This window comes from Pseudochelatococcus sp. B33, from assembly GCF_053570585.1.
Window position 1 is genome coordinate 88,611 of record NZ_JBSEFH010000004.1, and the last position, 22,310, is coordinate 110,920.

17 protein-coding genes are annotated in these 22,310 nt (G+C 64.4%); 10 read left to right on the forward strand and 7 right to left on the reverse strand.

Going from position 1 to position 22,310, the window contains the following annotated elements; genetic code table 11:
* The first annotated feature begins 10 nt into the window (after positions 1-10).
* The 10 genes from ACUSIJ_RS05465 (at position 11) to ACUSIJ_RS05510 (ending at position 8,957) form a co-directional block, all read left to right on the forward strand.
* Complete coding sequence (locus ACUSIJ_RS05465; RefSeq protein WP_449307369.1) at positions 11-886, forward strand: branched-chain amino acid ABC transporter permease; 876 nt, start codon at positions 11-13, stop codon at positions 884-886.
* On the forward strand, positions 883-1,635 hold the full coding sequence (locus ACUSIJ_RS05470) for an ABC transporter ATP-binding protein (RefSeq protein ID WP_449307370.1): 753 nt from the start codon (positions 883-885) through the stop codon (positions 1,633-1,635). Before ACUSIJ_RS05465 ends, ACUSIJ_RS05470 begins: the two co-directional genes overlap by 4 nt.
* A complete protein-coding gene (locus ACUSIJ_RS05475) occupies positions 1,635-2,354 on the forward strand; it encodes an ABC transporter ATP-binding protein (protein WP_449307371.1) in 720 nt (239 codons plus the stop codon). The genes ACUSIJ_RS05470 and ACUSIJ_RS05475 overlap by 1 nt, the downstream gene beginning before the upstream one ends.
* A gap of 1 nt (position 2,355) precedes the next feature.
* Positions 2,356-3,120, forward strand: a complete 765-nt coding sequence (locus tag ACUSIJ_RS05480) for a citryl-CoA lyase (protein ID WP_449307372.1) — start codon at positions 2,356-2,358, stop codon at positions 3,118-3,120.
* Positions 3,117-3,653, forward strand: coding sequence for a MarR family winged helix-turn-helix transcriptional regulator (locus tag ACUSIJ_RS05485; protein ID WP_449307373.1), 537 nt, complete (start codon positions 3,117-3,119; stop codon positions 3,651-3,653). The genes ACUSIJ_RS05480 and ACUSIJ_RS05485 overlap by 4 nt, the downstream gene beginning before the upstream one ends.
* Entirely contained in the window at positions 3,650-4,795 is a 1,146-nt protein-coding gene (locus tag ACUSIJ_RS05490) for an acyl-CoA dehydrogenase family protein (protein ID WP_449307374.1), read from the forward strand. The genes ACUSIJ_RS05485 and ACUSIJ_RS05490 overlap by 4 nt, the downstream gene beginning before the upstream one ends.
* A 10-nt stretch (positions 4,796-4,805) precedes the next feature.
* Positions 4,806-5,576, forward strand: a complete 771-nt coding sequence (locus tag ACUSIJ_RS05495) for an enoyl-CoA hydratase/isomerase family protein (protein ID WP_449307375.1) — start codon at positions 4,806-4,808, stop codon at positions 5,574-5,576.
* The gene (locus ACUSIJ_RS05500; protein ID WP_449307376.1) at positions 5,573-6,412 is read left to right on the forward strand and encodes an amidohydrolase family protein; all 840 of its coding nucleotides are present in this window, start codon (positions 5,573-5,575) and stop codon (positions 6,410-6,412) included. The genes ACUSIJ_RS05495 and ACUSIJ_RS05500 overlap by 4 nt, the downstream gene beginning before the upstream one ends.
* Positions 6,405-7,967 carry a class I adenylate-forming enzyme family protein gene (locus ACUSIJ_RS05505; protein WP_449307377.1) on the forward strand — a complete coding sequence of 521 codons (1,563 nt, stop codon included), beginning with the start codon at positions 6,405-6,407 and terminating at the stop codon, positions 7,965-7,967. The genes ACUSIJ_RS05500 and ACUSIJ_RS05505 overlap by 8 nt, the downstream gene beginning before the upstream one ends.
* Positions 7,968-8,219: 252 nt before the next feature.
* Positions 8,220-8,957 (forward strand): 4'-phosphopantetheinyl transferase family protein, encoded by a 738-nt coding sequence (locus tag ACUSIJ_RS05510; RefSeq protein WP_449307378.1) that lies wholly within the window; start codon positions 8,220-8,222, stop codon positions 8,955-8,957.
* A 73-nt stretch (positions 8,958-9,030) separates the two neighbouring features.
* On the opposite strand, the gene ACUSIJ_RS05515 is transcribed toward ACUSIJ_RS05510, so the two are convergent.
* The 7 genes from ACUSIJ_RS05515 to ACUSIJ_RS05545 all read right to left on the reverse strand — a co-directional run bounded on the left by ACUSIJ_RS05515 (position 9,031) and on the right by ACUSIJ_RS05545 (position 22,309).
* The gene (locus ACUSIJ_RS05515; RefSeq protein WP_449307379.1) at positions 9,031-13,035 is read right to left on the reverse strand and encodes a non-ribosomal peptide synthetase; all 4,005 of its coding nucleotides are present in this window, start codon (positions 13,033-13,035) and stop codon (positions 9,031-9,033) included.
* A 19-nt stretch (positions 13,036-13,054) separates the two neighbouring features.
* Positions 13,055-14,335 carry an outer membrane beta-barrel protein gene (locus ACUSIJ_RS05520; RefSeq protein ID WP_449307380.1) on the reverse strand — a complete coding sequence of 427 codons (1,281 nt, stop codon included), beginning with the start codon at positions 14,333-14,335 and terminating at the stop codon, positions 13,055-13,057.
* Positions 14,332-15,783 carry a prohibitin family protein gene (locus tag ACUSIJ_RS05525; protein WP_449307381.1) on the reverse strand — a complete coding sequence of 484 codons (1,452 nt, stop codon included), beginning with the start codon at positions 15,781-15,783 and terminating at the stop codon, positions 14,332-14,334. The genes ACUSIJ_RS05520 and ACUSIJ_RS05525 overlap by 4 nt, the downstream gene beginning before the upstream one ends.
* A gap of 210 nt (positions 15,784-15,993) precedes the next feature.
* Positions 15,994-16,182: a hypothetical protein gene (locus ACUSIJ_RS05530; RefSeq protein ID WP_449307382.1), complete on the reverse strand. Its 189-nt coding sequence runs from the start codon at positions 16,180-16,182 to the stop codon at positions 15,994-15,996.
* 63 nt (positions 16,183-16,245) lie between these two features.
* On the reverse strand, positions 16,246-16,911 hold the full coding sequence (locus tag ACUSIJ_RS05535; protein WP_449307383.1) for a YcjF family protein: 666 nt from the start codon (positions 16,909-16,911) through the stop codon (positions 16,246-16,248).
* Positions 16,912-17,274: 363 nt separating this feature from the next.
* Entirely contained in the window at positions 17,275-18,306 is a 1,032-nt protein-coding gene (locus ACUSIJ_RS05540; protein WP_449307384.1) for an amino acid ABC transporter substrate-binding protein, read from the reverse strand.
* A gap of 40 nt (positions 18,307-18,346) precedes the next feature.
* Positions 18,347-22,309, reverse strand: a complete 3,963-nt coding sequence (locus tag ACUSIJ_RS05545; protein WP_449307385.1) for a serine hydrolase — start codon at positions 22,307-22,309, stop codon at positions 18,347-18,349.
* Position 22,310: the final 1 nt, after the last annotated feature.

A 22,310-nucleotide genomic window follows, 5' to 3' on the forward strand; every position in this document is an offset into this window, starting at 1 on the left:
GAGGGTCGCCATGCTCAACTATATCGCAAACCTGGTCACTGTGACCGGCACGAGCATGATCCTCGCTCTCAGCCTGAACCTGCTCATAGGCTACGCCGGGATTTTTTCCATGGCGCATGCCGTGTTCTATGGCGTCGGCGCCTATGTGGCAGCTTTGCTGGGGCTGTATTATTCGGCAGACCTCGCAATCGCCATTCCGCTTGCGATGGTATCCGGAGCATGCGCGTCGCTGCTGATCTCGATTCCGGCGCTCCGGGTGCGCGGCGAATATTTTGTCGCCGCATCGCTCGGCCTGCAGGTGATTGCGACGACGATCTTCGAGCAGTGGGAATCGGGCACCGGCGGTCTGAGCGGGCTGACCGGAATTCCGGTCGCGGAACTTTTTGGATACGAGCTCTCGTCGCCGACGTCGTTCATGGTCGTCACGATTGCATGCGTCGTGCTCGTTGCTCTGGTGGTGACCTGCCTGTTGCGGACGTCATTCGGCAGAGATCTCCGCACGATCCGCGACGATGAGACTGCCGCAGGCGCCATTGGAAAGAACGTTACCGCCATCAAGGCCATCGCCGTGGCGGTATCGGCCGCACTCTGCTCTCTCGGCGGCGTCCTCTATGCTTACAACATCGCGTTCGTGAACCCGGAAAGCTTCACGCTCAATCTTTCCGTCCTGGTGATGGCGATGGTGATCATCGGCGGAGCAGGAACGACGATCGGTCCCGTCGTGGGCGCTGCGATCATTCAGTTCCTTCCGGCCGGGCTGAGCTGGTTGCCCCTCCCGAGCCACAACATCGGATACCTTCAGCAAATTCTCTATGGGATCACCATGATCTTGCTGATGATTTATCGGCCTGCGGGATTGCTTGGCAAAGCGAGGGCGAAAGCATGACCGTTCATGGAAAAGTCGCTCTCCAGCTGACAGGCGTCAGCAAGCACTTCGGTGGCATAGCTGCGGCCAACAAGGTCAACCTGTCACTGCCTTATGGCGCTGTTACCGGGCTTGTGGGCCCGAACGGCGCCGGCAAGACCACGATGTTCAATCTCATCACCGGCCATCTCCGGCCGGATGAAGGGAGCGTGACCCACGATGGCGTTTCCATCGTTGGTCTGTCGCCCCGAGCAATCTCGCTGCGCGGCATCGCACGCTCCTTCCAGGCCCTGAGGCTGTTCAACCATATGACGGTGCAGGAGAATATCCTGACGGTCACGGAGCAGAGCCCCTGGTCGTTTCTGTCGTCCGGCGCTGAACAGCGCGCACGGCTCGAACGGTCGGAAGAAATCCTGGAGCAGGTTGGACTGGCACATCGACGAAACGAGCTTGCCGTCGACATCTCCTATGCCGAGCAGAAGTTTCTGTCGCTCGGACGCATTCTGGCGATGCAGGCCACGGTCTGGCTGCTGGACGAGCCCGCCTCGGGGCTCGACCTCAGCTCATACGAGCGGTTCTTCGCGATCTTGCGCAAGCACGTGGAGGCGGGCGTCGCCATCTGCCTGATCGAGCACAATCTCGACATCGTCAGGGGGATTTCCGATCGAATAGCGTTCCTCGAACGCGGCACTGTGCTCGATCAGGGAGAGCCCGAGAGAATACTGGGCGACCAGCGGCTGACAGCGATATACTTCGGGGAGACAGTGTGATGCCTTCTCAGCCTCTCGACTGGTCCGTCAGAAACGTCTCCGCCGGCTACGGCGACCGGCTGGTGCTGGACGATATCAGCTTCGATCTCGGCGAAAGCCAGACAATGGCGCTCATCGGCCACAACGGCGCCGGCAAGTCGACCCTGCTCAAAGTCCTCTACGGCCTGCTGCCGAAGAGCAGCGGCACCGTCCATTGCCGTGGCGTCGCGCTCGATGAAACGCCGCCGGCCGAGCGTATGCGGTTCGGGATTTCCTACATGCCCGAGGGCAAGGGCGTTTTCCCGAACATCACGGTCGAGGACAATCTCCGTCTCGGCCTCACGGCCCTCAAGTTAAGCAAGGCGGATGGGCAGGCGCGTATCGATCGTGTGGTCGAGCCGCTGCCGATCCTTCGCGAGTTTTTCCATCGCCGCGCGGGCCTCCTCTCCGGCGGACAGCAGCAGATGCTGTCCCTTGCAAGGACGCTGGCGGCCAACCCGAAGTGTCTCCTCCTGGACGAACCGTCCATCGGGCTTGCTCCAAAACTGTTTCAAGACCTGCTGTCGACCATCCTCGAAGTGCAGAAAACCCTCCGCTTCTCGATCATCCTGGTCGAGCAGAACGTGCAGTCAGTCCTGCGTGTCGCGGATCTCGCCCTGGTGCTGAAAGCCGGGAAAATTCTCTATTCCGGGCCGCCTGCGGCAATCATGGACCGTGAGAAACTTATGGAACTCTATTGAAATGACCCATACTCAGCCAACAACCAGCATCGCTCATGCCGAAAAGGACCGTGTCGTGGTCCGCGGCATGGACCTCGCCGGCGATCTGATCGGCGAGAGATCGTATACCGAGACGCTGCATCTGATCGTCACCGGCCGGTTGCCCGACGAGCGCCAGAGAATCGTGCTCGACGCGTGCCTCGTCACGCTCATGGAGCATAGCTGGACTCCCTCGTCGCTGATCGCGCGGCTGACGATCGACAGCCTGCCCGAAGACAGCCAGGTGGCGATCGCGGCGGGGCTGCTGTCGCTTGGCAACATCTTTGCCGGAACCTCGGAAGCCTGCGCCCGCCTGCTGGTAGAGGGCGTCGCATCGAATGACGCGCCGGATGTCTACTGCCGAAAGCTCGTGGCGAACTACCGCCAGATGCGCAAACCGCTGCCAGGCTTCGGACATCCGCTGCACAAGCCGGCCGATCCGCGGACAACGAAACTGATCGGGCTCGCTGACAGGAGCGGCATCCATGGAGACTATGTCGACATGCTGCTGACGCTCTCTCGGGAGGTGGATGCGGCGGCGGGCAAGGCCATCCCCCTCAATGCGACCGGCGCGATAGCCGCGCTTCTGTTGGAGATAGGATTCCCAGTAGACGCCATGCGCGGCCTTGCGGTCGTGTCCCGGGCCGGAGGGCTGATCGCCCACATTCGCGAGGAAAGGGAGACCCATGTCGCGCGGGAGATCTGGTCCTACGTGGAAAACAACGTGCCGTATGAGGAGAAAGCATGACCGGCCGCGATCCATCGGACGGACGTGATCTGCCTGCAGCCGCCGGCGTGAAGGGCGAGGACTATCTCATCCTGGACGATTACCTTCCCTATCGCCTGCTCTATGTCACGAACCAGATCACGCAAATCTACGACAAGCGCTACAAGAACGAACTCGGCATCACCATTCCGGAAAGCCGCGTCATCCACGTTCTGGCCCGTTTCTCCGACATTTCGTCCCGGGAGATATGCCAGATGACGACGCTGTCGAAATCCGGCGTCAGCATCGCCCTACGCCGCCTCGAGGCCGCAGGGATTTTGACCCGCGAGGCGAATGCGGCCGACCAAAGACTCGTGCGGCTGACATTCACGAAGAAGGGCAACGCGCTGCGGAAGAAGCTGGTGAAGCTCGCGCTCGAGATGGAGGCCGACATCATCGCATTCATGGGCGAAGCGCGCGCGCATGACCTCCTGAACATTCTGGATGTCCTGCGCGGTTACACGGAGCGCAAGCCCGAGAAGTCAAAGCAGAAGGCCGCAGGAGCCGCCACATGAACTTCGATTTCCCTGATGAACTCAACATGCTGCGGGAAACCGTACGCGGATATGTCGACCATTATCTTCGCCCGCTGGAAGCGAAGGTCGAGGCCGAGGACTTTCTTTCCGATGAGGAATTCCGCCGGCTGCGGCGGGAAGCGGTCGCGTTGGGACTGTACGGCCACAATCTGCCCGAATCGATCGGCGGCGCCGGCCTCAGCATGCTCGGACAGGTGGTCGTCGGCGAGGAGATTGGAAAGACATGCATGCCGCTCGCCGACGCGATCGGCTTTCTCCCAGCGTCACTGACCCTCGCGAACGAGGCACAGCGCCCATGGTTCGTCGACCCCGTCGTTTCGGGCGAGCTCACCGTTGCCTATGCGCTGACCGAGCCGGATGCCGGATCCGACCTCGGCGGCCTGAAAATGCGGGCGCGAAAGAGCGACGGCGGCTGGGTCATCAACGGTGCCAAGCAGTTCATATCCGGCGCCGATTATGCGGATTTCATCATCGTCCTTGCGGTTACAGATCCCGATGCGCCGCTTCGCTCACGTTTCACTTTGTTCATCGTGCCGCGAAGCAACCCCGGTTTCGTCTACACCGGCAACTTCCGGAAGATGGGGTGGCGAGGCTACCAGCTCGGGGCCTTTTCGCTGGAGGCGTGCGAGGTTCCCGAAGGAAACATCCTCGGCGAGGTTGGCGGTGGCTTCGCCGCGATGATGGCCACCATCAATACCACGCGGATCGAATATTCGGCGCGCTATGTGGGAATGGCCGACGAACTTCTCAGGCTGGCCCGGGGATACGTCAACGAAAGACGCGCGTTCGGGGCGAGGCTCGCCGATCATCAGGCGATCCAGTTCATGCTCGCCGACAGCGACTGCGAGGTGGAGGCCTCCCGCTTGCTGACCTATCGCGCCGCAGTGTTGGCTGACGAGGGCAATCCCGATTTCCGCATCGCCGGGTCCCGGTCGAAGCTGTACGCCAGCGAAATGGTCGGCCGGGTCGCCGATCGCGTCCTGCAGATCTTCGGCGGCGCCGGGTACATGTGCGACTGGCCGATCGAGCGCATGTATCGCGACGCTAGGGCCTTCCGCATCGGCGAAGGCACGTCGGAAATGCAGCGTATCCAGATCGCGCGCGCGTTCCTGTCCAACTGAGGGGGCCACCGTGCTGATCGAAACCGAGCGAAACGGCGATGTCGCCATTCTCTATCTCAACGATCCTCACCGGAAGAATGCCTTGTCGACGGGGCTGGTCCAGGAAACCCTGGAGGCGATCGCGGAAAGCCGCAAGGGCGATAATCCTGCTCGTGCGCTTGTGATCTCCACACGCGGCGAGGACTTCTGCGCCGGGGCGGATATCAAGGATATGCTGTCGACCGGATGGCTTGAGCGAACGGAAACCGACCACTCCTCACCAACCCCGGTCGATCTCTTCCGGACGATCGATCGTGATCCACGGCCGGTCATAGCGGCCGTGAAGGGGCTTGTCCTCGGCGGGGGTGTCGAACTCGCGACGGTCTGCGATCTCGTCGTCGCGGATCCGCAAACGAGCTTCCGGCTTCCTGAAATCGGCCTCGGCGTTCTGCCGAATACGGCGCTCAGCCGCCTTCCCGCGATCATCGGCGCCCGGAGAGCTGCGGATCTGATCCTCAGCCGGCGCGTGTGGAGTGCGGAGGAGGCGGAGCGCTTCGGCTTCGTGACCTTGCTGGCCCCCAAGGAGACGTTGGTCGAACAGGCAGTCAGGCTGGCGGGAGGAATTGTCCGCAACGCTCCGCCGACCGCGATCGCCGGCGTCAAGTCCGCCCTTCGTCCTGACGACTGGAGCGCGATCGACGGCATTCTCGGTCTGATGGACGGCGAGGAATGGCGTGAGGGGACAGCGGCTTTCGCACAGAAGCGGAAACCTGATTACGAGCGATTCTGGAGACGGAAATGAGCGATTCCAGCTACGACATTTATGACCTTCATCAGCACGTGGGTCCGCTCAGCGGCCTCCTGACGACGGGCGGCGAGTGGTTCCTCGACGATGAGCGCGCGCTCAGGGCCGATGTCGAGCAGCGCCTGGCCTTCATGGACAAATTCGGCATCCACCAGGCATCCGTCATGCCCGGAAACGGATATCCGGTCGCGCGAGGCATCGAAGATACGCGGCGTGTGAACGATTACATTCGCCGCTATCAGCAGGTCAGGCCGGACAGGATCGCGGCATGCTACGGCACCGTCAACCCTCTGGAAGGGCTGGATGCGCTGAAGGAAATAGACCGCTGCATCGATGAACTCGGCATGCACGCGATGATGTGGCATCATCGGTTCATGGGGGTTGTTCTCGATCACCCCATGATGGATGAGTTCGTCCGCAGGCTCCAGGATCACGGCAAGCCCGTCTTCATCCACGTTATCGCGGATTCGAAGCTGGAGAGCCCGTGGCGGCTCGAAAGATTGGCCGACCGCCATCCCGACGCTACCTTCGTTGCGCTCGATGCGTTTTCATCCCCCGACCATTCGCAATGGATGCCCTACATCGCATCGCGCCATCCGAACATCATGTTCGACACCGGCGTCATGGTGTCGGTCGGTCATTTGATCGAGAGCTTCATCTCCGTTGCGGGCGAGGATCGGCTGCTCCTGGGCACGAACTACTACTCGCAGCCGCAGCTCTTCAACAGTCCGTTCCCCGTGACCGAATTTCTCAACTCCGATTTGAAGCCCGATACGCTGAGAAAAATCCTCGGCGGAAACGCCCGTAAACTGCTGGGGCTTGCCGATGCATGACCTTGCCCCTGCCTCGTTCCTGGCGCTCGGCGACATCATTCGGCGGAATGCCCGATGCCACCCCACGGACACGGCTTACGTATTCGGCGGGCAAAGCATCTCCTTTGCCGAGCATCATTCGACCGCGCTGCGTCTCGCGACTGCCTTGCGCGATCTCGGGCTGCGGCATCAGTCGCGCATCGCCGTCATGTGCATGAACAGCTATCAGCAGATCGTCGCCTTTTCCGCCTGCGAGCTTGCGGGGTTCGTAGCTGCTACGGTGAACTATCGCCTCGCGGCGCCGGAAGTCTCCCAGATCCTGGCCGATTGCACGCCGTCCATTCTGATCTTCGACGAGGCCTATGCGGAACTGATCGCCTCCATTCGCGAAGGCATGCCGAGCATCCGGCATTTCATCTGCATTGGAAACGCTCCGTCCTGGGCTCTTTCCTTTGATGCCGTCATCGATGGCGTGCCGGCTGGTCAGCCTGCTCCGTGGAGGATCGTTCCCGAGGATCTCATTCACATCATCTATACCAGCGGTACGACGGGTCGGCCGAAGGGCGTCATGCGCTCGCACTTCGCTGAAATCCAGATGGCGGAGATGATGACGACCGAAGTCGGCCTGCTTCCCGATGATGTCGTCCAGATCACCATGCCGCTCTTTCACGTGGGCGCGCGCTGGGTCCAGCTCGGCGCCCAGCTGCGTGCCGCCAAAGTCATCGTGCATCCCAGGTACGATGAAGAGGAGGTCATCACGACGATCGAGCGCGAAAAGGTGACGCTGGCGCATATGGCCCCGACCCTGGTCCAGCGCACGCTGCTCAATCCGCTCATCGAGACGACCGATCTCTCCAGCCTCCGCACGATCTACTATTCGGCGGCTCCCATGCCTCTGCCAACCCTGAAGCGTGGGCTTGAAATGCTGGGCAATGTCTTCGTTCAGCTTTACGGCATGACGGAGGGGGGTGGAACCACGCTGGGCAAGCTCCAGCACCGCCCCGATGGTACGGAAAGAGAGAGGCGCTGGCTTTCGTCCGTTGGCCAGGCGCCCAACGGCGTTCAGATCAGGATCGTCGATGCCGACGGCCGCGACATGCCGAAAGGCCAGCCTGGAGAGGTCGTGACCCGAACTGCCACCCGCATGTCCGGCTACTGGAACAACTCGGCCGCCACGGTCGATGCCGTTCGAGAAGGCTGGTACTATACCGGCGACATCGGATATCTCGACGAGGAAGATTTTCTCTACCTCGTAGACCGCAAGAAGGACATGATTATCTCCGGCGGCGAGAACATCTATTGCCGCGAGGTCGAGGAGGCACTTGCCTCCCACCCTTCCGTCGCCGAGGTGGCGGTGTTTGGCCTACCGGACCCCACCTGGGGCGAAATCGTCGTCGCAGCCATTGTTCCGGCCGCAGATGCCGAAGTCGGCGCCGATGCTCTGGAAGCGCACTGCCGGCAACAGATTGCGAGCTACAAGAAGCCGAAGAAGTATGTCTTTCCGGCAGAAATTCCCAAGCTCAATACAGGGAAGGTGAACAAGATCGCCCTGCGGCAAACCTATTCCGCCAGGTAAGCCGCACTTCGCTAGAGCGCGTTCCGATCAGATGGAATCATCTGATGGACACAAATTATTTCAAAATCAAATAGTTATAGCATTTCATCGTTTCCGCGAAATGATGAAGCGCTCTGATGGGCCGGTTGCTGCTCGTCCGGATTGGGGATAGAAGGAAAACGCCGGCCGATGGCGCGGCATTCGCTCCATGGCCTAGGCCGGCGAGCGGCGCGGCGGTTCCCCGGAAGGAAGCGAGGGCGGGTGAGAGGCGTCTTGTCCATCGACGTGCACCTTCTGGCGCTTCACGATATGACGCCGGAGGATGAGGCACGGCTGACTGCCGTGCTGGATGAAACCGAGCTTCTCCGCGCCGGAGGCTTCCGCTTCGCGCATGACCGGTCGGCCTTCATCGCCGCCCATGGTTTGGCGAGACTTGCGCTGAGCGACCGGGAACCGGTTCCGCCCCCGGCATGGCGCTTTGTTCGGCAGGAGCATGGCAAGCCGCTTGCCCTTGCGCCGGACGGAAAGGCGCGTCACTTCAGCCTCTCCCATACGCGGGGCCTCGTTGCTGTCGCCGTCGCGGATGTCCCCCAGATCGGCGTCGATGTCGAGACCGTCAGTCCGGCGATAGCGACTGACGAACTGGCTGGCGCTTTCTGCACGGAGGCGGAAATGCGCGAACTGGCCGCCATGAAGGAGAGCACGCGGCGCGTGGAGCGGTTCTTTGCCCTGTGGACCCTCAAGGAAAGTCTGCTCAAGGCGACGGGCTTCGGGCTCATCGCGCCGCCGCGGTCGATCGAGTTGCGCTTCGATCCCCTCTCGATCACGCGGCTCGAGAAGCCCCTCGGGGGGGACTGGCACTTGTGGTCCATGCCGGTCGGCGGCACTCACCTTCTCGGTGTCGCCGCCGCCGCCCGCGGCGATGAGCGGGCCGATCTCCGCTGCCACAGGGGCAGAAGGCTCCTCGAATGTCAAACCGATGAACGGGTATCGCATCTGGAAGATACCTGATGCGACAGCAAGCCGTTGGACCGGTGGTCACGGCTCCGGGGCCATTCCGGAAGCGATCATCCGCGAGACGGCTTCATGCGGAGAGGCGCCCGTCGTGGCTTTCCCCCGCGTCCAGCAGGCGCCGCAGCAGGGACAGCACAGCGTGGACATGTGGCGGATGGAACATTGAATAGTGGTCGCCGCCAACCTCGTGCAGCGTGAACCGGCCGCCGGTGAGCGCGCGCAGGCCCGCCGCGCCGCCTCCGGCGTCCCTGGCCTCCAGGCAGTCGATCGCCGCCGTCACCGGCGCGTCGATGGCACCGGCATGGGCGATCCTGCGGTGATGGGCCGCGAGGCGCTCGATCCGCGCAAAATCGTCGGGCGGCAGTTGCTCCATGATGGACAGCACACGGCCCCAATAGGGAAGGGTCCTGAGTTCGGCAAAGCGCAGCTCGGGCGCCGGCGTCCCGCATCCGTCCGCGGATCGCCCGTCCGGCCGCGGCGCGAGGGGGGACGGGTCGAGCAGCACGAGCGAGACTTCGCGGCCGCGTGCCTCCAGCAGCCGCGCCGTCTCGAAAGCGAACAGCGCGCCGAGCGACCAGCCCACGAGACGCAGGGGATGCGCGCTCGCCATCGGCCCGATCAGGGCGGCGAAATAGTCCGCGCTCGCCGCAAGACTCGGCAGGAACGGCACGTCCGCGTCGAACCCCGGCGACTGAAGCCCGTAACAGGTGACGTCACAGTCGAGCCGCTCCGTCAATTCCCGATAGACGGTCGAGGTGCCGAGCGCGGGCGGGAAGAAGAAGGCGAGCGGCGCGCCCGGTGAGCCCTGGCGCAGGTTCAGCAGCACCGGCGCGCCGTCCGCCGGCGCCGGGTTTTCGAGATGGGCCGCGAGACGGCGTATCGTCGGGTGGTCGAACAGGCTGCGCAGGGAAAGCGGACGCTCCAGCTTCGCTCTCTCCAGTTTCGCCCTGGCCTTGGAGATGATGAGGATCGCCTTGAGGCTGTGTCCGCCGAGCGCGAAGAAATCGTCGTCGAGACCCACGCGCTCCAGAAACAGGACGTCCTGCCAGATGCCGCGCAGGGTTTCTTCCAGCGCACTGCCGGGGCGCCCGTCGTCCGGATCGGAGACGCTGCCGGCGGCAGCCGTCAGCCAGTGCTCGGCCATTGCCTTGCGGTCGATCTTGCCATTGGCGGTCATGGGGAATCGGGACACCGGGATGAACCGGCCGGGCACCATCGCGTCCGGCAAGCGGGTGGCGAGCGCCGCCCGCAGTTGCGCCGGGCCTGCCGGTTTCTCCTCGTCGAGAATGACATAGGCCACCAGCTCCGCCGCGCCTGTGCGCGTGTCGGTCACCAGCGCCGCGTCGCGCACACCGGGCAGGTCGCGGATGGCGGCCTCCACTTCCTTGAGTGAGACGCGATATCCGCGCACCTTCACCTGGTCGTCCGAGCGACCGAGAAACGCCAGTTGCCCATCGGCGAGCCAGCAGGCCCGGTCTCCGGTGCAGTAGACGGGCAGGTCGGCGCACCATGGCAGCTGCGTGAAACGGTCCGCATCGGCGGGCGAGGGATTGACGTAACCCTGCGCCAGCCCAAGTCCGCCGACGACGAGTTCCCCCACGACCCCTTCCGGCAGAGGCCTGAGACGACGATCGCAGACGAAGGCGTGCGCCCCCGTGATCGGCCGCCCGATGCGCTGCGGCCCCGCGCCGGCTTCCGCCAGATCGTTCAGCGATCCGCTGATGCAGCCGATGGTGGTTTCGGTCGGTCCGTAATGGTTGGCGATGTCGAGCCCCGGCAGCCATCCGCGCAGGCGCCGCAGATCGCCGAAGTTCTGCGCCTCGCCGCCCAGCAGCAGCAGCTGGAGGTCGTTTGGCCGGCGGAAGCGTTCCTCCGCCTGCGGAATCTGCAGCAGCATCGACAGATAGGACGGGGTCAGTTTGAGCATCGTCCAGCGGTGGCCGGACAGCGCATCGAGCACCAGCTCCGGATTGCGCCGCTCGTCCTCGTCGAACAGGCTGAGGCAGCCGCCGCCGAGCAGCGCCCCATAGACGGCGGTATAGCCGAGGTCGAAACACGGGGACGTCAGCAGGGCGGTGCGCAGCGGGCGGGCGGAACCGAACCGGCGCCGCAGCCATGAAACATAGGCGAGCAGTGCGGCATGGCCGACGCGCACGCCCTTCGGGACGCCGGTGGTGCCGGAGGTGTAGATGATGTAGGCCGTTGGATCGGGCGGCATCGCCGGCAGAGGCGGCGGCTCGCCGCTTCCCGCTGCCGCAGCGAGAACCGATGCGATGTCGAGCACCTGCACATGCTCTGCCACGACGCCCGCAAGGCGTTCGGGTGCGTGGGACAGCACCAGCCGCGCGCCGCTATCGTTCACGATGTGAGCGAGGCGGGCGCCGGGGCTCTGGATGTCGAGCGGCACATAGGGAACGCCGGCCAGCAGACACGCCAGCATCGCGGTCATCAGTTCCTCGCCGGCGTCGGCATGCAGCGCAACCGGTGTCCGGTCTGGCGGCCCGGGTGCATGCACGAGACGGGCGGCGAGACGGCGCGCCCTGCGCTCCAGGTCGGCATGGGAGACGAGACGTGCGCCCAGGCGCAGGGCCGGCTCCGTGCCGGATCGTTCCACGATCGCCGCGCGCAGGGCGCGCAGATCGTTCGCCCACGGCGCCGGGGAGTGGGTTGCAGGCTCCGCCTCTCTGCCGCGTCCCAGGGCGACGACGCGCTCCAGCTCCGCCTCATCCAGCAGGCCGATGCCCGACAGGGGCCGGTCCGGATGCGCCACGATCTGCTCCGCCAGCGAGCGCAGCAGGCGGCCGATCAGGGCGACGCCATCGGGGTCGACGGCATCTGCGTTGTAGGTGAAATCGATCCGCAGCGCCTCGCCGGGCAGGGAGACGACGCCGAAATCATAGTTGTTCGTCTGGTACATGCTGATGTCACCGATCGTGACGCCCATGCCCAGTTCCTGCGCTTCGCCCTTGAAGCGCTCCTCGAGCGCATAGTTTTCGAAGACGAAGTAATGGTTGATCAGTCCCTGCCGCAAAGGCGTGACCGTCTGGATGTCGCCGAGCGCGCAGTGGACATTGTCCAGCCAGTCCATCCGCTCCCGTTGCAACCGACGTAGAAAACCGATCGCCGTTTCGCCTTCCTCGAGACTGATCCGCAGCGGGAGCATGCCGATGCACGGCCCGAGGATTGCCTCGGCCTCCGGCATGTCCTGCGGGCGGGTCGAGGCCATTGCGCCGAACACCACGTCATCACGGTCCTGCATGCGGGCGAGCAGGAGGCCCCACAATCCCTGAACGAGAGAGTTGAATGTCGCGCCGGCGCGCCGCGCGAGCGCCGCGAGAGCGTGCGTGAGCGCTGCCGGCAGGGTGACGGTGTGGGTCCGCGTGTCGCGTCGGCCCCGCAGGGCATGGGGCCGCGCCGCGGGCAGGCCCAGGGCTGTTTCGTAGCCCGCGAGATAGCGCTGCCAATAGCCGAGGCCCGCCGCCTCCCGCCGCGCCACCGACAGCTCGACGAAGGCGCTGAATGGCGCCGGGGGCGGCAGGTCGGGCCTCTGTCCGCGCGCAAAGGCCTGGTAGGCGAGGGTCAATTCGTGCTGCAGGATGCCGATGCAGGCCCCGTCCATCAGGATGTGATGGAAGGAAAACACGACATGGGTCAGATCGGCGTCTTCCTTGAGCAGCGCGACGCGCAGCAGCAGATCCGATCTCAGGTCGAACGGCCGGTTGCGGTCGCCTTCCGCATAGAGTTCCACTTCGCGCCGGCGCGCGCCGGCATCGAGGCCGGAAAGGGTGGCGCGCTCGCAGGCGAAGTGCCGTGACTTGAGCACGATCTGCAGCGGCCGCTCCGCCCCGGTCAGCCGGAACACGGTCCGGAAGATGTCATGGCGCTCGACCAGCAGCGCGAACGCCCGCTCGAACGCATCGGCATCGAGCGGGCCGCGCAGGGTGAACCGCATCTGCTGGAAATACGCGCGTTGCGACCCGTCCGGCCCCTCCTGCTCCATGAGATCGTGAAAGGCGACACCTTCCTGAAAAGCCGTCAGGGGATAGATGTCCTTGATATTGTCGCGGCTGATCATCTTGCTTGCGGCTCCGGAGTCAAAATTTGTAGGTAAGCCCCATCCCGACGACGTGATCCACGAAGTTCTCGGAGTTGTCGCTGGTGTTCTGCCATTTGTACCGGTAGCCATATTCGACGGAGGTGTGCGGGCTCAACGTGTGCTGGGCGCCGATCGACAGCATCAGGAGGTCGTAGGTCACGGGAAGCTGGATAGCCTTCTGGACGGTCCATTCGGCGCGCGCCTCTACCAGGAGATGGCTGAGCAATTGCTTGTAGAGCGCCAGTCCGTAAGTATCCACCGTGATGCCCGGGGTTCCCTCGTAGATAAGCTCCGACGCCTCGCGGCTCCAGGACAGTTCCGCCCGCCAGCTTTCGTCCATCCGCCAGTTCAGGTTCATGAAGCCGGTCAGGGTCGAGACGATCTTGAAGCGGGGATCGGCGAAATCCTGCCACAGGTGGCCGAGCTGGCCCTTCAGCAGCAGAGTTTCCGACAGCGCGTAGGAGAAGCCGATGCCGGCCAGATAGCCATACGAGTCGCGATCGTAAGCGTCGCTTATCGAATACTCCGATCGGTCCATGGCGAGCAGCGCGTATACGGAACGGTCGGTGTCGAAGCGGTACCCGATCTTGTTGATCTGGTCGAGCACGGAGCGGGCGTAGCGCGTGGTCGTCTCCTGCGTGCTGCCGTCACGGGTGCGCTGCCGCCCCTCCTTGAGCCGCAGCGCGATATCGGCGAAGATCGCGCCTTCGCTGTAGCTGATCGTGCCCTTGTATTCCTGCGCATCGAGCACGTTCAACTTCTGCGGAATGGCGCCGAGGGCGGCGCTGGAGACGATGTTCTCGCGCACCGTCGCGTCGAGGCCCAGCGACCAGACGTCGCCGAGCTTCTGCTTGGTGGATGATTTGAGCAAGTATTCCTTCTTATCCTGGGAGTCGTTCAGAACATAGTTCGTGTATCGACCCGACGCGACCAGGGACGTGCTGAAGCCGTTCTTCAGGTAGCTGATGTCGATGGCCGGCGCCAGGACGATACCGACATCGGCCTGGAAGGGGTGAGGGCCCTCCAGGACATTAGACGAAAACAGCGACTGGAACGAGAGCTGCGGGCTGAGCGTCAATGCGCCGTCGAGATATCTGAATCCGGTCACCGGCGTGACCGTGGGCACGTCGAGCGGCTCGGTGAGGGGAGGGGGCCGGCCGGCTGCCGGATCGTCCTGGCGCGGGGTCCGGTCGTCGGCCTGCGCGGACAGGCACATGATCAGACAGGCGGGAAATTGTGTCGCAACGATCCGGTGGCGGCGCGACCATCCGCCGGTCATGGCGCGCTCCGCGCGGCCGCGTTCTCCGAAGACCACCAGGTCCTGTAGGCGTTGGGCAGGGAAGAAAGCAGGTCGACCGCGCCGCCCAATCCGAACTGGTTGTTGATGAGCTGGGAAAGATGGGGCCTGCCAAGCGTATCCGCATACTGCTGCATATCGGGCGCCGACGCGCTGCCGGCCGGAACGGCGGGCTCCGCGGTCTGGGCTCCCAGCGTGGCCAGCGGCATGACGGTGTCGGACATCGTGTCCATGTTCGTGCCGAAGAAATTCAGCGGATACCGGGACGCCATCGGGTTGCGGTTGAGCATGTCGCTCGACCAGGCGCCGCTCGCCATGCTCGCCGAGCCCGAGGAGCCCATCGACTTCAGGTTGATGTCCGGACGGGAAATATCCAGCGAGCCTATGACCGAGCTGGCGTGATCGAACGCGGAAGCGCTCCCCGCCGCCTCGCCGGTGCCGGCAGCGGCCTGCGCCGTGACCGGCGCCGCCGCATCGCCGGTGTTGAGGATCAGCGGCAGGCCGCCGTTGCCGCCGATGACGACGGTCTTGGCGTTGGGGGAGGTCGCCAGCAGCACCGTCGCCTCTATGCCGCGCCATTTCAGATAGGTCTCGGAGATGCCCGTCTGCACCGTCTCCTGGAACATGCGTATGCCTTCGGCCTCGATGAGCTTTCGCTCGGCCTCGATCCGCTCGCGCTCGACGCGATACTCCATTTCCTGGACGAGCTGCTTCTGCTCGATCTTGCTCTGGATCGCCGCCACGATGCGCGGCGGCAGCGCCACGTCGCGGATGAGCACGTCGCTCAGGAAGAGCAGGCAATCGGGCGTTTCCGAGACGAGTTGCGAGTGCTCGAACCGCGCCGGACAGATGTGATTGTCGGCGTCGGGAACGATGACAGCGTCATAGACGCTTCTCATGACGTCCTGGCGCGCCGAACCGTAGAAATCACTGACCGAATACAGCGAGAAGCTGCGCCGCGTCGATGCGTTGATCTCCGGCAGAAGCAGGGTCTCCGAATAGTTCGGGCCGATCATGTCGTGCAATCGGGGCAGCGACTCGGGGTTGGCGAACCAGCGATAGGTGATGCCGATGGAAATGTTCAGCGCATCGGACGTCAGCGCCACGATATCCACATGCTCGGCCTGCAGGCGCAGATTGTAGATGTAGACGATATCCCACGGCCATTTCATCGTCATGCCGGTGGGAATGATGAACCGGTGCTCGGTGCCCCCGAAACGCCGCCAGAGAACCCCCGCCGAACCGACGGGAACGTTGACGAACACATAGGGCGCGAGAAAGGCCACGAATATGGTGACGATCAGCAATACGCCCGCGATCCGCCGCCGCATCCGCGCCCAGCGGGAGACAGTACGGGGCCGGCTGTCAAAAAAGCTTTCCGCCTCCTCCCCTAGCGGTCGCTCGCCACCCGCCTGGGAAGGCGGCTCCATTCTGTCATTCATCAGATATACGATCTCAGCACTGTAAAAAGCCAACGGCCGCCTTATCGCGGCCAACGACGCAAGCCGCCGCGTTCCCCTCCCGAAGCGCTTGCGGGCCCCCGTTCGGTCACTCGTCTCCGGGCCACAACGGCCCGCCGCCTCGCGCAGAAGCGCTTTCCAGGCGACTTCGAGGTCGCATCAACCTCCGGTGCTCCGCGATCAGTAGTGGGGCAGCTTCATGTCCGGCCGCCTGCCGTCCCTGCTGGAGCCGACAATCAGGAGAATCAGCAATCCGACCAGGGGGGAGAGGGCAATGGACAGAATGAAATAAAGGAAGAACCCACCCCGCAGGCCGATACCCAGAACGCCCACCAGAATGCTCAGCAGCAGATAGACAACGATAGCCATGATGCAACCTGACCATACCCGTTAAGGGCGCGCGGCGATTTGACATCGCCGCGCGCCTCTTGATCAACGCGCCGCGGAAGGTGCCGCTGCCGAAGCCGCGCTGCCGCGACCGGCGGCAGCCTCGCTCTTGCTGGCCGCAGCCTCGGCCTTGCTGGCGGCAACCTCAGCCTTGCCCTCGGCCTTGCGGTCGCGCACGACATTGGCCGCCGCATCCACGAGGTTGGAGGTCTCCTCGCGCGCCTTCTCGAACTCTTCCACGAAGTAGGCGCGCATCTTGTCCGCGTCGAAATCGAGAAGCGTGCCGCCGGCCTCGAAATGCTGCGTGAAAACGCGTCCGAGGGCGATGGTCGAGGCGGCCGAAAGGGCCGGCATCACCGCCGCGCCCAGGATGGTGCCGACGAAGGGCACCGCCTTGGCGATGCTGGAGACGCCGCCGCTTGCGACGACCGCCGGCAGTCCGCCGCCGAGCACCGCGGCGGCCAGAGCGCGCACGCGCTCCTTGGAGAAGGGCAGGTCGTAGACCTTCGCCAGTTCGCCGATGAGCGCGTACTGGATGCCCGCGACGCCAGCCACGTCGAGCACCGGAACCGGGATCAGGCCCATGCCCGCAGCCCACAGGGCGTGGGAGCGCACGAGCTTGTCAGCCCTCTCCGCCTTGGTCGGGGCCGGAGCGGACACTTCGACGGTTTCCGCCGGCTGGACACCGTCTTGCTGCACTTCAGAAGTCATGATTGATCCTCATAGCTTTTAATTTGAGATCAGACGGACAGGACAACCAGAGCACCCGTCACGATTCGCACATGCTTGGTCAGGAGAAGCGAAACTCACTGGCAGGCATCAAGTCAGGGTCGCAGATAGGTCATGCGGCAAAACACCGAGCACAAACATATCTCGTCAGCATCGTTGAAATCCTATATTACTAAAGCATGTCACTATTATTAAAGTCAATCGATAATCTTACCGGCTATGCGCTTTCCGTCAGGCTTGGCGGTGCACTGCGGACCGGACACGATCCGGCCCGGATACCGCAAGAAAAGTGTGAAATGCCCATGTATCGGATAGATGTCCCTGCTATCAGCCATGTCCATCGTTTCAATCTCCATAAAACTCGATGACATTCTTGAAATGATTTATTGCATCCTTACTGAGTGGAAGATGAATTCCGCTTGCCGCTCCGAACCATTTTCTGTGTATTTCGTAATAATCACCGCGGTAGGCGTCCACGCCCTGTAGCAGGTCGGTGATGACGCGGTTGGTGAAGTCGCGCCAGTGAGAATCGTTTTCGGGCAGGATGCAGGCAATCGCTTCCGTGCTCAGATAGTCATTGATCGGCAGAAGTGAGTATCGGCCGGGGCGCGACGCATGTCGCTGCAGGCTGCGCAAGATGACGTCAGTATGGGCAACGGCATCTACTTTTCCCATCTCGAGAGCGACAAAGGCATCCTGCACGCTCGGGAAGGGGACGAGTTGCGCGCTCGGCACCTTGTTCTTGAGCCCCTTGATCGTGGAGCTGCTGGCAACGACGCCGACGACGGGGGATTTCAGACTGCCGATGTCGCCCATCGAGTGACCTCTGTCCACCAGGATACGGGTTCCGTTAAAGAATATCGTCACCGAGAAATCGACGATGTCTTCCCGCTCCCAGGTCGGTGTCGTGATGTCGCAAACGATGGCGAGCTCGCCGCTCTGAATGCGGGAGAAGCGGTCTCCGGCGGTGGTTTCCCGCAGGTCGAGGGAGATGGGCTTGCCCAGGCGTTTCTCGAGGGCCTCGTGGATTGCCGAAAGGATATCGACCGAGAATCCTCTGAAAGTCCCTTCCCCGTCCCTGAAGGCGAACGGGGGCACGCCGTCGCGGGTGCCGGCCACCAATGTGCCCGTCCGCTCGATCTTGTCGAGGGTCGTTTCCGCCCGCCCGGGCGCCGCGGGCGTCACGAGCGCGGCGGCGAGAAGCAACATCCGTCCAGGGCGGAAAATGCGCCGGATCCGGCTCATCGCGCCATCCCTTCCGGCGCGCCGCGCCGATCCGGTGGACGGTGACGCCCGGTGCGGGCGCGACGAACCGCTACTGCCGGCCTCCGCGAGTCCGCCGTTTCCCGTGTCGCGGTCCACCCTGTCGTCATCCATGTCTTGTTCCCCTGGCTCCCCTTGCAAGTCGGCGGGCGCTTCAGAAGCGGACTTCCAATCCGCCGCGCACTGACTGGCTGCTCTTCTTGGACGAGAAGCTGCCGTCATAGGAAGCGAAAAGGTTCACCTGGTCCGTCGCTTCGATGCCGAGGCGCGCGCCGACGATCAGCGCCCAGGCGTCCGCATCGAAGCCCTGCACGGTGATCGGCGAGAACTCCGGCATCAGCACCGTCGCCCGTGCCTTGTCCAGCACGGCGTCCCGCGCAATGCCGACCTCCACCTCGCCGCTCAGCCGGCGCAAGACGCCGCCGGAGGAAAATTCGTGCTGCTTCTGCAGGATGACGGTCAGTTCCGGACGCAGCAGCGTATAGTCGCTGACGCGCCAGCGCGCATACATGCCGGGGAACGCGCTTTGCTCCGTATAGTCGTCGACACTGACGTTGAGCAGCGTGATCGCCGCCCGCGGCGTGAGGTTGAACGGGCCGAGGTCGAAAACGGTTGATGCCGCCAGGCGCCCGGCTGTCCGCAAATCGTTGAACTTGGCCGTGGAGGCGGTGGCGATGGCGCCGCCGCCGTGGTCCATCCAGTAGGTCTGCGTGAGCTTGTCGTCTCCGCGGCCGATGAAGAACGACCCGCTCAGCAGCGTCCGGCCCAGGCCATAGGAGCCGTAAAGCCCCACGGAGAAGGCGTCCGACCGGTAGGACGGGCTGAAAGCTGCGCCGGTATCGGAGGTGCCGTGACTGTAGCCGCCGGCGATGCCGAGCAGCAGGCTGTCGGCGATCTCGCCGTCGACGCCCGCCATCACGCCGCCGACCGTCGACCGGATGGAGGGCACGCCGTCGTTCGCGTAGATGCGGCTGTGGCCGCCGTAAGCCTGGACCCACAGCGCTCCGTCCGTGTCCGCCGAGGGGGCGGGGGCGCGGATCGACGACAGCCACTGCGTGACGTCGTCACCCGCGCCGGCGCCGCTTCGGCCCGCGTCTGCGGCCGGAACGGCCGTCGGCGTCAGGGCCCGCGCACCGGCGCCCCTCAACCGCGCCGCGCGCCGTTCCAGAATATCCAGCGACCGCAGGGTGTCGTCGGCGCCGAGCTGCGTGGCCGCGTCCTGCTGGAAGGGGCTCACCGTCGCCACCTGAACCGCGGTCGGCGAATAGCGCGTTCCCACGCCGGCCCGGTGGCCGGGCGACAAGAAGGAAACCGAGCCGAAACGCCCCTGGACGGTGCCTGCGGTCAGGACCGTGTCGACGCGGCTGGTCGCACCGGCGGGTGGCTGCACCAGCAGGCTGCCGTGATCGAGATCGGCAACGTGGGAGACGAGGAGATGGTCGCTTCGCCCGAAGGGATCGGACTCGATCTGCAGCGTATTGCCCCGCGCCACGTAGTTGCCGACGGTGAGCGATCCGACGCTGCTGCCGGGCGAGACGGTGCCGCCCTGGCCGCCCACGGTGCCGTCCACCACGCCGTTGCCGGTGAGGCGGGCGCCGTCGGCCACCTCGACCGCGCCGACGACGAGGCCATCCACGTGGATGCGGTTCGCCCCGACGACGGATGCATTGCCCAACACCTGGCCGGAGCCCTCGACCGTCAGGGTGTTCCCCGTGCCCGACCCGAGCAGGGCGAAGCTCGAACGGGAGACGTCCGCCACGAGGCTGCCGCCCACGCTGGCGCCGTTGCCCGTGCCGGCCAGCGAGAGCAGGCCCGCCATGCGGCCGTTCATCTGGAACACGTTGCCGCTTCCCTCGACATGCGCGGTGCCCAGCACCTTGCCGGAGGCCTCGACGGTTGCCCGGTTGCCGTTGCCGGACATGTCGATGGCGACGGCGGTCGCAGCGGGAATGGAGAAGGACGGCGTCGGAACGCCGCTGGCGAGCTGCCCGGCGATGTAGTCGCGCAGATAGGCGTCGGCGGACGTCAGCCCGCCCGCAATGTCCAGCGCGTTGCCCTGTCCGCGGATGGAGACGCGGCCGTCGACCGTTCCGGTCGTGTCGATCCGGAAGCGGTTCGACGCCCCCTCGACGACGGCGGCCTGATCGGTTGCCGTGTTGACGACGAGCGGGTTGGCGCCGAGCTGGTACGTCTGCACCGCCGAGGGGATCATCACCACCGCCGGCGCGGCGACATTGCCCGTCACCGTGGCATCGCCGTCCCGTCCGGCGAGCTCGACGCCACCCGCCACTGCCCCGTGAACGGCCAGGGTGTTGCCCTGCCCCTCGAGCCGCATCGACCCGAGAACCGAACCCGTGGCCGCTACGACGGCGCCGTTGCCCTGGCCCTGCGCCAGCAGCGCGTATGACCGGTTGCCGTAAGTGTTGACGGCGCCGCTGATGGTCGCCCTGTTGCCCGAGCCGGTCATCGACACGGCGGACGAATTCTCGCCCCACAGCTCCACCGTCGCGCCCTGGGCGATATCGAGCGATGCATCGCCCTCAAGCGCGATGGCGGCGATGTTGCTGCCAAAGGTCGCCAGGCTGGGCCGGGGCAGCGTGATTTCGCTCAGCGAGGCCGTCGCACCCTCGCTGTAGTACGTGTCCACGTCGACGTAGAAGGCGTCGATCGTGCGGTTCGACGGTTCGATGGTCAGCGCCTTGCCGCGCACGGTGAGCGGAGAAGTCCGCACATTGTCGCCGGCGCAGGTCACGCCGCCGTCGGCGTTGGCCGAGAAGGTGCCGCCGAAACTGCACGTGCCCTGGGCGCTGACCGCGAGGCTGACGTTGCGGTCGAGCGCCCACAGGATCGGCACGGGCGTATAGTCGCCGGTCTGATAGCCATAGGCGGCGTACCATTCCTGCGCGCCGAAATAGGGAAACCAGTAAGCCGCCTGGGTCTGGTAGCCCAGAAGGTTGATGGCGTATGAAAAATCGATGTCGGGGTTGTAGAACAGGGAGGTGGTGTAGCCGGCGATCAGGCCGCTGTGGCCGATCAGCTGGCTTCCCGATCCCATGCTCGGCATCTCGCTGATGGCGAGGCCATAGGATGCCGGCACGCTGCCGATCGATCCCGGGTATTGGAAGTCCAGCCGTTGAGCCTGCATCTCTTCCGAGAGAATGCCGCGATCGTTCGTCGCCAGCTCGCGTATCCACCTGAGTTCGTCGGCGGGCGAGGACAACATCGCGCCCGCGGCCCAGGGAACCTGCGGATCGAGGAAGGTCATGTTGAAGACGCTGCCCGCCGGCACCGTATAGGGCGCCATCGTCACCAGATTCTGGTAGGATTCCGCATAGTCGGCGGAGGTGAACTGGTTGTCGGTGGGCAGGGCGCTGTCGGTCATGCCGGCCGGGCCGAAGATGATCTCGTGCGCCAGCGTCTCCAGGTCCTGGCCCGTCAGCCTCTGGGCGATGATGCCGAGCAGGACGAAATTGGTGTTGGAATAGGACATCTCGCCGACCGCGCCCGGCGGCTGGGCGCCGCTGTTGATGCCGTTGACCACGGCTTCGATAAGCTGCTCGGGCGTATAGCCAGCCATCCCGTGCGGGCCGTTCGGCGCATGGAAATTGGCCCATTCCTGAAGAATGTTGATGTGGGGATGGTGGAGCGAGGGAGACACCAGATATTCGGGCAGGCCGCTCGTCATGCTCAGCGCGTTGCGCACCGTGATGACGTCGCCGTTCGGGATGTTCAGGTCGGCGACGTAGTCGTTGATCGGCGCGTCGAGATTGACCATGCCCTTGTCGGCCAGGCTGAGGAGCACGGAGCCGGTGATCGTCTTGGATGCGCTGCCGATGCGGAACTGGGTGTCGGGGGTGATCGGCCGGGTCTGCGCCAGATCCGCGTATCCCCTGCTGCCGATCCAGGTGTCGGCGCCGCCGTTGCGGTCGACGGCGATCGAAACCCCCGTCGCGTTGTCCTGAGACGCGACCGCGTCGAGCACGCCCTGCAGAACCGACGTCAGCTCGGACCACTCCCGGGCGCGCGCGTGGCCCGCCGCCAGGGCGCACATCGCCGCTCCCAGAGACAGTCCGGCGATGGTCCGCATCATGGGTCCGAGACGGGAACTACGCTTCATG

Excerpts from the sequence above, each read along its gene's own strand:
- ACUSIJ_RS05465 (WP_449307369.1), top strand. The coding sequence starts at position 11 with ATGCTCAACTATATCGCAAACCTGGTCACTGTGACCGGCACGAGCATG.
- ACUSIJ_RS05470 (WP_449307370.1), top strand. The coding sequence starts at position 883 with ATGACCGTTCATGGAAAAGTCGCTCTCCAGCTGACAGGCGTCAGCAAG.
- ACUSIJ_RS05475 (WP_449307371.1), top strand. The coding sequence starts at position 1,635 with ATGCCTTCTCAGCCTCTCGACTGGTCCGTCAGAAACGTCTCCGCCGGC.
- ACUSIJ_RS05480 (WP_449307372.1), top strand. The coding sequence starts at position 2,356 with ATGACCCATACTCAGCCAACAACCAGCATCGCTCATGCCGAAAAGGAC.
- ACUSIJ_RS05485 (WP_449307373.1), top strand. The coding sequence starts at position 3,117 with ATGACCGGCCGCGATCCATCGGACGGACGTGATCTGCCTGCAGCCGCC.
- ACUSIJ_RS05490 (WP_449307374.1), top strand. The coding sequence starts at position 3,650 with ATGAACTTCGATTTCCCTGATGAACTCAACATGCTGCGGGAAACCGTA.
- ACUSIJ_RS05500 (WP_449307376.1), top strand. The coding sequence starts at position 5,573 with ATGAGCGATTCCAGCTACGACATTTATGACCTTCATCAGCACGTGGGT.
- ACUSIJ_RS05505 (WP_449307377.1), top strand. The coding sequence starts at position 6,405 with ATGCATGACCTTGCCCCTGCCTCGTTCCTGGCGCTCGGCGACATCATT.
- ACUSIJ_RS05515 (WP_449307379.1), bottom strand. The coding sequence starts at position 13,035 with ATGATCAGCCGCGACAATATCAAGGACATCTATCCCCTGACGGCTTTT.
- ACUSIJ_RS05520 (WP_449307380.1), bottom strand. The coding sequence starts at position 14,335 with ATGACCGGCGGATGGTCGCGCCGCCACCGGATCGTTGCGACACAATTT.
- ACUSIJ_RS05525 (WP_449307381.1), bottom strand. The coding sequence starts at position 15,783 with ATGGAGCCGCCTTCCCAGGCGGGTGGCGAGCGACCGCTAGGGGAGGAG.
- ACUSIJ_RS05530 (WP_449307382.1), bottom strand. The coding sequence starts at position 16,182 with ATGGCTATCGTTGTCTATCTGCTGCTGAGCATTCTGGTGGGCGTTCTG.
- ACUSIJ_RS05535 (WP_449307383.1), bottom strand. The coding sequence starts at position 16,911 with ATGACTTCTGAAGTGCAGCAAGACGGTGTCCAGCCGGCGGAAACCGTC.
- ACUSIJ_RS05540 (WP_449307384.1), bottom strand. The coding sequence starts at position 18,306 with ATGGATGACGACAGGGTGGACCGCGACACGGGAAACGGCGGACTCGCG.
- ACUSIJ_RS05545 (WP_449307385.1), bottom strand. The coding sequence starts at position 22,309 with ATGAAGCGTAGTTCCCGTCTCGGACCCATGATGCGGACCATCGCCGGA.